We start from the raw sequence: 13,381 nt of genomic DNA, 5'->3' as shown, positions 1-13,381 counted from the left end.
CTACACAAGGAAAATACCGTGCGATTCCCGAATCAACGTCTGTCTCAGTTGTTCGATATGCTACAAAACGAGACCCTGCCTCAGGACGAGCTGGCTCTACGACTGGCTGTCTCTACCCGTACCGTGCGTGCCGATATTGCCGCACTTAATGCGCTACTGCTGGATCACGGCGTACAGTTTGTACTGAACCGCGGCGCCGGGTATCAGATCCGGGTCATCGATGCCGGGCGCTATGCGGCATTACAGGCCGAGCAGCCCCGCCAGTTACGCACGCCCAGAACCTCAGCAGAGCGCGTGCACTATTTGCTGGTCCGTTTTCTTACTTCCGCTTTCTCACTCAAACTGGAGACGCTGGCCGAAGAGTGGTTTGTCAGCCGCGCCACATTACAGAGCGATATGGCAGAGGTAAGAGAGTGGCTCACCCGCTACAACCTGACCATTGAAACCCGCCCGCGCTACGGCATGAAATTGTTCGGTAGCGAGATGTCGATTCGCGCCTGCCTGACAGACCTGCTCTGGCAGCTGTGGCAGGAAGACGCCAGCAACCCGCTACTGGAAGAGGCGCTGGATACCGGGGTTCAGGCCCGGCTGGCGGCACCACTACAGCACTGTTTCAGCCAGTCCCGGGTGCGCCTGACCGACGAAGGCGAGCAGTTTATCTGCCTGTACTGCGCGGTGGCCGTGCGGCGCATCAGCGAGGGCTACCCCCTGAGCGACTTCAGCGCCGACGATGTGGACGAATCCGTGCGTGAAGCGGCCCGGGCCGTGGCGCGGGTGTTGCAGCAGCAGGCGGGTAAACCGCTGTCTGCCGCTGAAGAGCACTGGCTGCGGGTGCATATTGCCGCGCGCCAGATCCTCGAATCCGCCCCCAGCGCCATTAACGCAGACGACGGGGAAGCGCTGGTGAACTACATTCTGCGCTATATCAACAGCAACTATAACTACAACCTGCTGACCGATAAGCAACTCCATGCGGACCTGCTTACCCATATCAAAACCATGATCACCCGGGTGCGCTACCAGATAAACATCCCCAACCCGCTGCTGAGCAATATCAAGCAGCATTATCCGCTGGCCTGGGACATGACCCTGGCGGCGGTGAGCAACTGGGGGAAATATACCCCCTATACCATCAGTGAAAATGAAATCGGCTTTCTGGTATTGCATATCGGCGTCGGGCTGGAGCGTCATTACAACATTGGCTATGAGCGCCACCCCCGGGTATTGCTGGTGTGCGATACGGGCAACTCCACGGTGCGCATGATTCAGGCCATGCTGCTGCGTAAATACCCTCAGCTGGAGGTTACCCGGATCATCGCCCTGCGGGATTATGAGCAGCTGAGCGAGGTGGACGAAGACTTTGTGATAACCACCGCGCGGCTGGATGAAAAAAACAAACCCACGGTGCTGATGTCGCCTTTTCCCACCGAATACCAGCTGGAGCAGATTGGCAAACTGGTGCTGGTGGACAGAACCCGGCCACGCATGCTGGAGAAGTTCTTCGACGCCAGCCACTTTATGATTGTTGACCAGCCCATAAGCCGCGAGGCGCTGTTTGAAAAGCTGAGCCACCAGCTGGAGGCCGAAGGTTATGTGGGCCCTGATTTTCTCGACTCTGTAACCGAGCGTGAAGAGATAGTCAGCACCATGCTCGGGGACGGGATTGCCCTGCCGCACTCGCTGGGGCTGCTGGCCCACAAAACCGTGGTCTATACGGTGCTGGCCCCGGAGGGGATCCCCTGGGGGGAAGAGACGGCCCACGTGGTGTTCCTGCTGGCTATCAGCAAAAGCGAATACGAAGAGGCGATGGGGATCTACGAGCTGTTTGTCACCCTACTGCGGGAGCGGGCGGTGCCACGTTTGCAGGCCAGTAAAGATTTTGCCAGCTTTAAGGCTGTGGCGATTGAGTGCCTGAGCCGGTTGTAGCAGAGGCTCAGGCAGCGCAGGGCCGGAACGTTAGCGCAGGTGGTGGACCACCTGATTACTGCTGCCGCGCCAGATAAGCGACGGATCGCGCAGATCCTGCACGAACTTGCCATCCACCAGGGTGTTAATCAGATCAACCACCTCCATCTGGGCCGGGGTCAGCTCTTCGAGCTTATACCCGGTCCACACCCAGATATCTTTCCCCGGGCATTCTTCCCGCACCCGACGCACCAGATGCAGAACATCCGGTACGTTCTGCGGGTGCAGCGGATCGCCGCCGGAGAGCGACAGCCCCTGGTGCTTCACCCGGGTGTCGTTAAGATCGCGGATAATCTGATCTTCCATCTCCCGGGTGAAGTGGACGCCGGAATTCAGGCGCCAGGTGCTCTTGTTATAGCAACCGGGGCATTCGTGGACGCAACCGGCCACGAACAGGGTACAACGGGTGCCAGGCCCGTTGACCACATCCACCGGGTAATACTGATGGATATTCATAATCAGCCAATCTGCCCGGCACCGAGGTGTTTCACGCGGCGTTTAACCTCTTCCTGCTTACCGGCGTTAAACGGGCGGGCATCCGGGCTGCCCAGGTAGCCACACACCCGGCGGATAACCGACACGCGCGCCGCGTCATGGTTGCCGCATTTCGGGCAGGTGAAGCCTTTGCTGGTGCAGTCGAACTCGCCGGTAAAACCGCATTCGTAGCATTCGTCTATCGGGGTGTTGGTGCCGTAGTAAGGCACGTGCTGGTAGCTGTAGTCCCAGACATCTTCCAGCGCCCGCAGGTTGTGCTGAATGTTCGGATACTCACCGTAGCAGATAAACCCGCCGTTGCTGATGGGCGGATAGGCCGCTTCAAAGTCCAGCTTGTCATACGGATTCACTTTCTTTTCCACATCAAGGTGGAAGCTGTTGGTGTAGTAGCCTTTGTCGGTCACACCCGGGACGATACCGAATTCAGCCGTATCCAGGCGGCAGAAACGGTCGCACAGGTTTTCGCTCGGAGTGCTGTAGAGGCTAAAGCCGTAGCCGGTTTCTGCTTTCCAGTCATCCACCGCTTTACGCAGGCGGCTGACAATGGCAATGGCCTTCTGGCGCAGTTCTTCACTGTCGTAGACGTGCTGATTGCCGGAGAGCGCATTAATGGTTTCGTGGATCCCGATATAGCCCAGCGAGATAGACGCACGGCCGTTTTTGAAAATCTCCGATACGTTGTCGTCCGCTTTCAGGCGCACGCCGCAGGCCCCTTCCATGTACAGGATCGGTGCTACCCGGGCCTTCACCCCTTCCAGACGGGCGATGCGGGTCATCAGGGCGCGTTTTGCCAGCGCCAGACGATCGTCAAGCAGGGACCAGAAAGTCGCCTCATCCCCTCTGGCTTCCAGGGCGATGCGCGGCAGGTTCAGGCTGATAACCCCGAGGTTGTTACGCCCTTCGTGGATTTGCTCGCCGTTTTCTTCATAAACGCCGAGGAAGCTGCGACAGCCCATCGGGGTTTTAAAGGAGCCGGTCACCTTCACCACCTGGTCGTAGTTGAGGATATCCGGGTACATGCGCTTGCTGGCGCACTCCAGAGCCAGTTGTTTAATGTCGTAGTTGGCATCGCCAAATTTGTGGTTCAGACCATCGCGAATGGCAAATACCAGTTTCGGGAAGACCGCGGTTTTGCGGTTTTTACCCAGCCCGGCAATGCGGTTGCGCAGAATAGAGGTCTGGATCATCCGGCATTCCCAGCTGGTGCCAAGCCCGAAGCCAAAGGTGACAAACGGGGTTTGTCCGTTGGCGGTGTGCAGGGTGTTGACTTCATATTCCAGTGACTGGAATGCGTCGTAGCACTCTTTTTCTGTGCGGGCGTGGGCGTAGCCTTCGATATCCGGAATTTGCCACTCTTGCGCGGTTTTACGGTGTTTTTCGAAGCTGGCAGTGACAAACGGCGCCAGCACTTCGTCAATACGGTTAATGGTGGTGCCGCCGTAAATATGGCTGGCAACCTGGGCAATAATCTGTGCGGTGACCGCCGTGGCGGTGGAAATGGACTTTGGCGGCTCAATTTCCGCGTTGCCCATTTTAAACCCGAGGGTCAGCATGCCTTTGAGGTCAATGAGCATGCAGTTGAACATCGGGAAGAAGGGGGAGTAGTCCAGATCGTGGTAATGGATGTCGCCACGTTCATGGGCCAGCACAATATCGCGCGGCAGCAGGTGCTGTTTGGCGTAGTGTTTTGCCACAATACCGGCCAGCAGATCGCGCTGGGTCGGGATAACTTTGCTGTCTTTGTTGGCGTTTTCGTTGAGCAGCGCAGAGTTGGTCTGCTCGACCAGGCCACGGATCTCCTGGTTCAGCTGGCCGCGTTTTTCCCGGGCGATATCGCGGTCGTGGCGATACTCAATATAAGCACGGGCCAGTTGTTTGTACGGGCCGGACATGAGCTGGTTTTCGACCGCGGTCTGGATCTCATGGATATCAACCTGGCTGCGGTTGGCCATCTGGTCCTTAACGACATTTGCGACGGTGGCGCAATAGTCTGCGTCATCGACTCCCGCTGCTTTAGCTGCACGCAGGATTGCAGCCTGAATGCGCTCTGAATTGAAAGGTGCTTTGCACCCGTCGCGTTTCATCACATGCGGTGTCATGATCTCTCCATTTTAAAAACAGGTTATCCACATAAGCAGAAGAACACCCGGGAGGAGAAAACGCATGGCTGCCATTTACTTCCCCGGGACTGGCCCGTTTTATCCACAACGCTGCGTATCAGGTATTGTGGGCAACTGGTGACATTGTAGACTAAAAATACAATATATTGGGCCGGGGCGCATTTTAATGTCTATATGTAGTGACTTTCATCAAACATGTTTACGGTTTTATTGATGTAGGACAAGGTAAATCTGGCAGTACAGCGGTGGCGCGCCTCACGGCGGAGGATTATTTTGGTAAATAAATGGGTTAAAAAATAACCACATAAAAAGGCGGGTAAGGCTTAATCGTAATATGCTGCAATCCGCAGCAGTTGGTGAAAAAACACGCGCTGTGGCAGCAGCCACTGTGCCGGGAATATGGTCATAAAACGACCCGTTACCGGAGGGCGTATAAGGGGCTGGGCCAGGCGCTGATTCCGGGTGATTTATCGTGTTTATCCGGGGAATGGGGCACAGATATAACTGGCGCGACAGTTAGCCGTAATATTATTCGCGGCAGAGGGTGTTTTATTTCCCGGGAATAATCAGAGGTTATATTGATAAGGCGTATTAGCAATTCTGTTTTTTTCCAGTTTTCTGGCGCTTTTATTATGTTAGCTGAATCGATATTTTAATAATAAAACGCTGTATCAAAAAAAATGCCTTTTTGGTTTATTTTGTGAGGATAATCATCGTATGCTGACGTTTGACAGGATATGGTTACGCAGACCATTCCCTGTAATCCATTGCTTATAACCTACGGACGGGTGTGAAAATAAATATCACAGGGTACTAATTATTTAAAAACACATTAATGCCTCTGGAGACTGCCTATGAATATGGTCAGGAAACTGTCCGCTTTATGTATTGGTTCGGCATTGTTATTCACTACTCAGGGCGCTATTGCCCAGACATTTCGCGCGGCGGATGTACACCCGGCGGATTATCCTAATGTGGTGGCCGTTAAACATATGGGGGAGAAACTCAAAACGGCAACCGATGGCCGCCTGGAAATTAAAACCTTTCCGGGCGGGGTATTAGGCGATGAGAAGCAGACGATAGAGCAGGCCCAGATTGGGGCTATTGATATTATCCGCGTCTCCATGACGCCGGTTGCGGCTATTCTGCCGGAAATTAATGTCTTTACGCTGCCCTATATCTTCCGTGATGAAGACCATATGCATAAAGTGCTGGACGGCATGATAGGCAAAGAGATTGGCGATCGCCTGACAGCCAGCAAACAGTCGCGGCTGGTCTTCCTCGGCTGGATGGATGCGGGCACCCGCAACCTGATAACCAAAGCCCCCCTGGCGAAGGCAGAAGATCTGAACGGGATGAAAATACGTGTCCAGGCAAGCCCCGTATCGCTCGACACCCTGAAAGCCATGGGGGCTAACCCGGTGGCGATGGGGGTCAGTGAAGTCTTCAGCGGCATGCAGACCGGGGTCGTCGACGGCACGGAGAATAACCCGCCAACCTATGTGGCCCATAACTATTTACCGGTCGCGAAAAACTACACCTGGAGTAAGCACTTTATTATTCCTGAGCTGTTCCTGTTTTCTAAAGTAAAGTGGGATAAGCTGAAAAAAGAAGATCAGGAATTAATTATTAAGCTGGCTAAAGAAGCCCAGGCCGAACAGCGTGAGCTGTGGCAGATTTATAACGCCAAATCTCTGGAAACCATGAAAGCCAATGGGGTTAATTTCCAGGATGTCGATATTAAATATTATTATACAGCCACACAATCTGTACGTGATAAGTACGGTAAAGACCATCAGGAGCTGATTAAGCGCATTCAGGACGTCCAGTAATCCTGCCGGCGAGGGTTTGCGCCTTCGCCGGTTCTTTTTTAAGGATATTTATTATGGGTGAACGCTATTCACTGGTGATGGACCTGTTGTACCGCGTATCCATGTGGATCGCCGGTATCGCATTACTTATTATGGTCAGTGTTATTCCGGTCGGGATATTCGCCCGCTACGTGATGAATAATGCCCTTTCCTGGCCAGAGCCCATTTCCATATTATGCATGGTGACCTTTACTTTTATTGGAGCGGCGGTCAGTTACCGCGCCGGTGCCCATATTGCCGTCACCATGCTGACTGAGCGCCTGGGGGAATCGGGCCGTAAAGCCTGCGGGGTACTGGCAGATATTATGCTGCTGGCAATCAGCGTCTTTATTTTGTGGTACGGGGGTGCTCTGTGTCTGGAATTATGGCAGCAGCCGGTGGCGGAGTTCCCGTTACTGACCGCCGGGCAAAATTACCTGCCGCTGCCGATTGGCTCTGCCATCACCATTTTGTTTATTTTTGAAAAAATCGTCCGCGGGCCGCAGAACCAGCGCCCGGTGGTGATGCTGGGCTCAACAACCTGAAACCGCCAGTGGAAAGGAAAAGTCTATGGATGCTTTTATTCTGTTGTTTACGCTGGCGATTATGCTGGCAATCGGCGTGCCGGTGGCCTATGCGGTAGGTATCAGCGCCATTATCGGGGCCTGGTACATTGATATCCCGCTGGAAGCGCTGATGATCCAGCTGACCAGCGGGGTGAATAAGTTCTCCCTGCTGGCGATTCCGTTCTTTATTCTGGCCGGGGCGATCATGGCCGAGGGGGGTATCGCCCGGCGGCTGGTCAACTTCGCCTATATCTTTGTCGGGTTTATTCGCGGCGGCCTGTCGCTGGTGAACATTGTGGCTTCTACCTTCTTCGGGGCCATTTCCGGCTCTTCGGTGGCGGATACCGCCTCCATTGGCTCGGTGATGATCCCGGAAATGGACAAAAAAGGCTATCCGCGCGACTTCGCCGCAGCGGTGACCGCCAGCGGCTCGGTGCAGGCTATCCTCACACCCCCCAGTCATAACTCGGTGATTTACTCGCTGGCAACCGGCGGCACCGTGTCGATTGCGGCGCTGTTTATTGCCGGGGTATTGCCGGGCCTGCTGATGAGCCTGACGCTAATGGCAACCTGCGTGGCCTTTGCCCATAAGCGCGGCTACCCGAAAGGGGAGCGGGTGCCCTTTCGCCAGGCGCTGAAGATCTTTACCGACACCCTGTGGGGGCTGATGACGGTGGTGATCATTATGGGGGGGATCCTGTCGGGGATCTTTACCGCCACGGAATCTGCCGCCATCGCCTGCCTGTGGGCGTTCTTCGTGACGATGTTTATCTACAAAGACTATAAGTGGTCGGAATTGCCGAAGCTGATGTACCGCACGGTAAAGACGGTAACCATCGTGATGATCCTGATTGGCTTTGCGGCGGCGTTCGGCGCCATCATGACCTATATGCAGCTGCCCGCGCGGATCACCGAGTTCTTCACCAGCATCTCGGATAATAAATATGTGATTCTGATGTGCATCAACATCATGCTGCTGCTGATTGGCACCCTGATGGATATGGCCCCGCTGATCCTGATCCTGACGCCGGTTCTGCTGCCGGTGGTTGTGGCGCTGGGGGTGGATCCGGTGCACTTCGGGATGATCATGCTGGTTAACCTCGGGATCGGGCTGATTACCCCGCCGGTAGGATCAGTGCTGTTTGTGGCAAGTGCCGTGAGTAAGCAGCGCATTGAGCAGGTGGTGAAAGGGATGCTGCCGTTTTACGGCATTCTGTTTCTGATCCTGATGCTGGTGACCTATGTCCCGGCCCTGTCTCTCTTTCTGCCGAAGCTGTTTGGTGTGATGTAAGGTTGTGACAATAAAAAACGGGCCTTCAGTGGCCCGTTTTTGCGTTTTTCCCTGCGCGGTTAGCGGCGCACGGCAATCGCTTCAATTTCGATTTTCACGTCTTTTGGCAGGCGGGCCACTTCCACACAGGAGCGGGCCGGGAACACAGCCTGATGTTCGGTGAAGAACGCTTCGTAAGTGGCATTGACCACGCCAAAATCGTTCAGATCTTTAACAAATACCGTGGTCTTGATGATATCGCCCACTTTCAGACCAGCGGCTTCCACGATGGCTTTGACGTTCTCCAGTGACTGACGAGCCTGGGCGGCCACGTCATCGGCAACGGCACCGGTTTTAGGATCGACCGGGATCTGACCAGAGGTGATAACCATACTGCCCAGATCAACGCCCTGGACATAAGGACCGATGGCGGCGGGTGCGCGTTCCGTACTGATGACTGACATATTTTCTCCTGAAATTTCTAAGGTACAGCTCTGCTGGCAGAGCATAATGCTGGCCAGCTGAGCAGATCGGACAATAAAAAAGCCCTCCCATTATAGGAGGGCCGTTGACCATTTCCAGTGCTATCCTGCCAGAACCACCTGCTGGGTGAACTCTTTCTCACAGTATTTGCACTTCAGGCTGATATCCGCCGCGCGGCGGATCACCCGGAAACTGGAGCTGACCGGCTCGCTGCGGCTGATGCAGTTGCTGTTCGGGCAGGTGAGGACATTATCAATATGGTCAGGCAGAATCGGGCTCGATTTACCCACCACCGTGTAGTTGTCGATACGGTTTACTGTAGCGTGGGGGGCATAGAGGGCCAGCTGGTTAACCTGATCGTCAGTGAGGAAGGTGTTCTCAATTTTGATAAGGTCTTTGCGCCCCAGCTCCCGGGAGGGCAGATTCAGGCCGATGGTGATACGTGCATCGGTTTCGGTCAGGCGGAACAGGGTCAGCAGTTTGAACCCGACCTGAGCCGGAATATGGTCAATTACGGTGCCGCGGTTAATGGCTTCTACCTGTAATTTATTATCGTGTGTCATCGTCAGTTCCCCCTTACAGTGCCAGATCGCGATTCAGAACCAGTGCCAGAAGTGCCTGGCGGGCAAAAATACCGTTCCCCGCCTGCTGGAAGTACCAGGCGTGTGGGGTGGTGTCTACGTCGGTGGTGATTTCATCAATACGCGGCAGTGGGTGCAGCACCTTCATATTGTCCCGGGCGCCGGTAAGATCCGCCGCCCGCAGAATAAACTGCGCCTTCACGTTGGCATACTCTGACGGGTCAAGGCGCTCTTTTTGTACCCGGGTCATATACAGAATATCCAGCTCGCCCATCACCTCTTCCATGTTTTCATGCAGGCTCCAGGCGATGCCTTTCTCATCCAGCATATCGAGGATGTACTGGGGCATAGCCAGCGCATCCGGGGCGATAAAGTAGAACCGGTTACCGCTAAACTTCGCCAGCGCCTGGGTCAGGGAGTGGACCGTGCGGCCATACTTCAGATCCCCCACCATGGCGATATTCAGGTTTTCCAGGCGCCCCTGGGTTTCACGAATGGTGAACAGATCCAGCAGGGTCTGGGTGGGGTGCTGGTTCGCGCCGTCACCGGCATTTACCACCGGGATCCCGCCGGAGAACTCCGTTGCCAGGCGGGCGGCCCCTTCCTGAGGGTGGCGCATGACAATCGCATCCACATAGGTGCTGATAACCGAAATGGTGTCGGCCAGGGTTTCCCCTTTTTTGCCGAGCGACGTATTGCTGCTGTCGGAAAAGCCCACCACCGACGCGCCAAGACGGTGGATGGAGGTCTCAAAAGAGAGGCGGGTACGGGTGGACGCCTCAAAAAAGCAGCTGGCGATCACTTTGTGTTTTAACAGCTCGGGCTGAGGGTTCGCCTTCAGGCTGGCCGCCGTTGCCAGCACCAGTTCCAGTTCATCACGGCTTAGATCGTTAATTGAAATAATGTGTTTATGGTAGAGCGGGTTGGCCATGGCTGTCTCCTCAGTCGCGGTGCGCAGGACAAATTTTGGTCAAAAAAAAGCCCCTCGGTTGAGGGGCTTTCGAAAAACAGGTATGCAACGGAAAGAAAAACGCTACGGCGGCACCCGTTTTCAGGCGCCCGGACGGGGAAAGTTGTCCAGCGTGCAGTGTCATATGTCCTCCCGGCAAATCGTCCGGCATTATACGCATGTGGCGACCGGCGGCAAGCATAAATTATTTAGTCGGCCAGATAGCTGCTTTTTAGTTAAAAACACTGTCTTTTTGGCTTACGCCTCATGCTCTTGTTTGATATGTACGTCATTCTCCGGACAATTATTCCGGGTTTCTCATTAAAGTTGATGTGCGTCACATTTTTAATTTTTCTCAGACATATAATCGGTCCTGTCTTTTACGGACTAAATGGTGATTTATATGGAAAATAACAATAGATCATGGCCGCACATTCGGCGGGTAACGCATATTATGATGGTTTCTCATCGTAGTTGCTTCGACTTCCATACTTTCAATTCTAAAAGATCCTCTCTCCTGGCCAGCTAATGGCCTGCGCATAATTTTGTGCTGTCTTCGGAAAACATAAAACTATTTCTGCCCACTGTTTGGGTATCGTAATCTTTTGCCGTTATGTTTTCGTCTGGCCTGAATTATGCCGCACTGGCGTTTCCTCTGAATATTATCTGAATAAAATTACTGCTGTTTGATTCGGCCGGGGTTGGCTGCGCAATTAATTTTATTCACCTGATGCGGGAGTGTTATTTCTCCCGGGGGATGAGTACGCCCAAAATAAAGATTATTCGATCTTTGCGATCGAAGGGAATTAAACACCTGGCGTGTTACGCATTGCTATTGTCTGCGTAATAACCAGATAATGAGATGAGTAAATAAATGTCTACGTTAAATAAAATAGCGGTCAGTAATGGTGTGCTGAATAGCTTTGATACCGTACGTGAAACCGTTGATATTCACAGCAGCGATTTAACCGATGTTTCCGCAGTGGTTCTTTCTGCCGAAGATGCCGCGAATGGCACCCTGACACACATTGAAGAGACGGGGTTTAATATCCCGGTATTTGTGGCCTCCTGCTGCCAGGAGACGCTGGATGCAGACGTGCTGCCGCGCGTTACCGGTGTGATTGACACCAACGACGGCAACGGTGACTTCTACGGTAAACAGGTAGAAGCCGCCGCAGAAAAATATGAAAAAGACATGCTGCCGCCGTTCTTTGGCCGCCTGAAGGATTATGTCAGCAAGGGCTATGCCGCCTTTGACTGCCCGGGGCACCAGGGCGGGCAGTTCTACCGCCGCCACCCGGCAGGCCGCCAGTTCTTTGACTACTTTGGCGAAACCCTGTTCCGTTCTGACCTGTGTAACGCCGACGTGGCCATGGGTGACTTGCTGATTCACGAAGGGGCACCCTGTGAAGCTCAGCAGCACGCGGCTAAAGTCTATAATGCGGATAAAACGTATTTCGTACTGAACGGTACATCGTCTTCCAATAAGGTGGTTCTGAATGCACTACTTGCGCCCGGCGATCTGGTATTGTTTGACCGAAACAACCACAAATCCATCCACCACGGCGCGCTGCTGCAAGCCGGTGCAACCCCGGTATATCTGGAGACAGCACGTAACCCGTATGGCTTCATTGGCGGTATTGATTCTCATTGCTTCTCGGAAGCGTACCTGCGCGGCCTGATTAACGAGGTTGCCCCGCAGCGCGCCAAAGAGGCCCGCCCGTTCCGCCTGGCGGTGATCCAGTTAGGCACCTATGACGGGACCATCTACAACGCCCGTCAGGTCGTGGATAAGATTGGTCACCTGTGTGATTACATCCTGTTTGACTCCGCCTGGGTGGGGTATGAACAGTTTATTCCGATGATGAAAGACTGCTCACCGCTGCTGCTGGATCTGAATGAAAACGATCCGGGCATCCTGGTTACCCAGTCAGTACACAAACAGCAGGCTGGCTTCTCCCAGACCTCACAAATCCACAAAAAAGACAGCCATATCAAAGGCCAGGCGCGTTACGTTAACCATAAACGCATGAATAACGCCTTTATGATGCACGCCTCTACCAGCCCGTTCTATCCGCTGTTTGCCGCCCTGGACGTGAACGCCAAAATGCACGAAGGGGCCAGCGGTAAACGCATGTGGCTGGAGTGTGTGAAAAACGGTATCGAAGCCCGTAAGCTGCTGTTAAAACTCTGCCACCATATCAAGCCGTTTATCCCTGCTACCGTGAACGGTAAAAAATGGGAAGATCACGACACGGAAGAGATGGCCAACGATCTGCGCTTCTTTAACTTTATCCCGGGCGAACGCTGGCATGCGTTTGAAGGGTATGCGGATCACCAGTATTTTGTTGACCCCTGCAAACTGATGCTCACCACCCCGGGGATTAATACCGCCACCGGTGAATATGAGTCCTTCGGGGTGCCGGCCACCATCCTGGCTAACTTCCTGCGTGAGAATGGTATCGTCCCGGAAAAATGCGACCTGAACTCCATTCTGTTCCTGATGACACCGGCAGAAGATATGGCGAAACTGCAGCATCTGGTGGCTCAGATTGCCCGCTTTGAACGCCTGCTGGATGAAGACGCACCGTTATCTGAAGTGCTGCCTGCTCTGTATGCCAATAATGAAGAACGTTATCGCGGATATTCTATTCGCCGCCTGTGCCAGGAAATGCATGATCTTTATGTCAGCTACGATGTGAAAACGCTGCAAAAAGAGATGTTCCGTAAAGCGAATTTCCCGAAAATGGTGATGAACCCGCGTGAGGCTTATCTGGAATATGTGCGTGGCAATATTGATCTGGTGCCATTAAGCCAGATTGAAGGCCGGATCGCCGCAGAAGGTGCTCTGCCGTATCCTCCGGGAGTGCTGTGTGTTGTTCCGGGTGAAGTATGGGGCGGCGCGGTACAGCGTTATTTCCTGGCGCTGGAAGAGGGGATTAACCTGCTGCCTGGTTTCGCACCTGAATTGCAGGGCGTTTATATCCAGAAAGGTGAAGACGGATTACAGCACGCCTTCGGATATGTACTGAAAAATAAATAATAATACGGATCTTCCCTGGCAGGTGAAAACACCGCTGACTGCCCCACCGATACAGGCAG

11 protein-coding genes are annotated in these 13,381 nt (G+C 53.9%); 6 read left to right on the top strand and 5 right to left on the bottom strand.

The annotated features are described in order from the left end of the window. The first annotated feature begins 18 nt into the window (after positions 1-18). The gene (locus EBL_RS17020) at positions 19-1,926 is read left to right on the top strand and encodes a BglG family transcription antiterminator (protein WP_002441728.1); all 1,908 of its coding nucleotides are present in this window, start codon (positions 19-21) and stop codon (positions 1,924-1,926) included. Positions 1,927-1,956: 30 nt separating this feature from the next. Here EBL_RS17020 and nrdG read toward each other — a convergent pair whose 3' ends face one another. Then, positions 1,957-2,421, bottom strand: coding sequence for an anaerobic ribonucleoside-triphosphate reductase-activating protein (gene nrdG / locus EBL_RS17015; RefSeq protein ID WP_002441730.1), 465 nt, complete (start codon positions 2,419-2,421; stop codon positions 1,957-1,959). A 2-nt stretch (positions 2,422-2,423) separates the two neighbouring features. Next, the gene (nrdD, locus tag EBL_RS17010) at positions 2,424-4,559 is read right to left on the bottom strand and encodes an anaerobic ribonucleoside-triphosphate reductase (RefSeq protein WP_002441732.1); all 2,136 of its coding nucleotides are present in this window, start codon (positions 4,557-4,559) and stop codon (positions 2,424-2,426) included. Positions 4,560-5,434: 875 nt separating this feature from the next. On the opposite strand from nrdD, the gene EBL_RS17005 reads away from it, so the two are divergent. From EBL_RS17005 to EBL_RS16995, 3 genes are read left to right on the top strand one after another with little or no spacing between them, the layout of a single operon-like run. Beyond that, a complete protein-coding gene (locus tag EBL_RS17005) occupies positions 5,435-6,412 on the top strand; it encodes a TRAP transporter substrate-binding protein (RefSeq protein ID WP_002441734.1) in 978 nt (325 codons plus the stop codon). A gap of 53 nt (positions 6,413-6,465) precedes the next feature. After that, the gene (locus tag EBL_RS17000; protein ID WP_002441737.1) at positions 6,466-6,975 is read left to right on the top strand and encodes a TRAP transporter small permease; all 510 of its coding nucleotides are present in this window, start codon (positions 6,466-6,468) and stop codon (positions 6,973-6,975) included. 25 nt (positions 6,976-7,000) lie between these two features. Next, positions 7,001-8,287, top strand: a complete 1,287-nt coding sequence (locus EBL_RS16995) for a TRAP transporter large permease (protein ID WP_002441740.1) — start codon at positions 7,001-7,003, stop codon at positions 8,285-8,287. 59 nt (positions 8,288-8,346) lie between these two features. Here EBL_RS16995 and ridA read toward each other — a convergent pair whose 3' ends face one another. The 3 genes from ridA to pyrB all read right to left on the bottom strand — a co-directional run bounded on the left by ridA (position 8,347) and on the right by pyrB (position 10,261). Continuing rightward, the gene (gene ridA / locus EBL_RS16990; protein WP_002441742.1) at positions 8,347-8,730 is read right to left on the bottom strand and encodes a 2-iminobutanoate/2-iminopropanoate deaminase; all 384 of its coding nucleotides are present in this window, start codon (positions 8,728-8,730) and stop codon (positions 8,347-8,349) included. A 120-nt stretch (positions 8,731-8,850) separates the two neighbouring features. After that, entirely contained in the window at positions 8,851-9,312 is a 462-nt protein-coding gene (gene pyrI / locus EBL_RS16985; RefSeq protein WP_002441744.1) for an aspartate carbamoyltransferase regulatory subunit, read from the bottom strand. Positions 9,313-9,325: 13 nt separating this feature from the next. Further along, positions 9,326-10,261 carry an aspartate carbamoyltransferase gene (pyrB, locus tag EBL_RS16980; RefSeq protein WP_002441746.1) on the bottom strand — a complete coding sequence of 312 codons (936 nt, stop codon included), beginning with the start codon at positions 10,259-10,261 and terminating at the stop codon, positions 9,326-9,328. Positions 10,262-10,682: 421 nt separating this feature from the next. Between pyrB and speFL the strand changes: the two genes are divergently transcribed. Further along, complete coding sequence (gene speFL / locus EBL_RS20675) at positions 10,683-10,808, top strand: leader peptide SpeFL (protein WP_126298276.1); 126 nt, start codon at positions 10,683-10,685, stop codon at positions 10,806-10,808. A gap of 345 nt (positions 10,809-11,153) precedes the next feature. Continuing rightward, a complete protein-coding gene (gene speF / locus EBL_RS16975) occupies positions 11,154-13,322 on the top strand; it encodes an ornithine decarboxylase SpeF (RefSeq protein WP_002441748.1) in 2,169 nt (722 codons plus the stop codon). Positions 13,323-13,381 lie beyond the last annotated feature (59 nt).

Source organism: Shimwellia blattae DSM 4481 = NBRC 105725 (genome assembly GCF_000262305.1).
GTDB lineage: Bacteria > Pseudomonadota > Gammaproteobacteria > Enterobacterales > Enterobacteriaceae > Shimwellia > Shimwellia blattae.
The sequence above is the reverse complement of the archived record's forward strand: the minus strand, read 5'-3'. Positions and strand labels throughout refer to the sequence as shown.

Coding starts and splice junctions, on each gene's coding strand:
- pyrB (WP_002441746.1), bottom strand. CDS start 10,261: ATGGCCAACCCGCTCTACCATAAACACATTATTTCAATTAACGATCTA.
- EBL_RS16995 (WP_002441740.1), top strand. CDS start 7,001: ATGGATGCTTTTATTCTGTTGTTTACGCTGGCGATTATGCTGGCAATC.
- nrdD (WP_002441732.1), bottom strand. CDS start 4,559: ATGACACCGCATGTGATGAAACGCGACGGGTGCAAAGCACCTTTCAAT.
- speF (WP_002441748.1), top strand. CDS start 11,154: ATGTCTACGTTAAATAAAATAGCGGTCAGTAATGGTGTGCTGAATAGC.
- speFL (WP_126298276.1), top strand. CDS start 10,683: ATGGAAAATAACAATAGATCATGGCCGCACATTCGGCGGGTAACGCAT.
- nrdG (WP_002441730.1), bottom strand. CDS start 2,421: ATGAATATCCATCAGTATTACCCGGTGGATGTGGTCAACGGGCCTGGC.
- pyrI (WP_002441744.1), bottom strand. CDS start 9,312: ATGACACACGATAATAAATTACAGGTAGAAGCCATTAACCGCGGCACC.
- ridA (WP_002441742.1), bottom strand. CDS start 8,730: ATGTCAGTCATCAGTACGGAACGCGCACCCGCCGCCATCGGTCCTTAT.
- EBL_RS17005 (WP_002441734.1), top strand. CDS start 5,435: ATGAATATGGTCAGGAAACTGTCCGCTTTATGTATTGGTTCGGCATTG.
- EBL_RS17000 (WP_002441737.1), top strand. CDS start 6,466: ATGGGTGAACGCTATTCACTGGTGATGGACCTGTTGTACCGCGTATCC.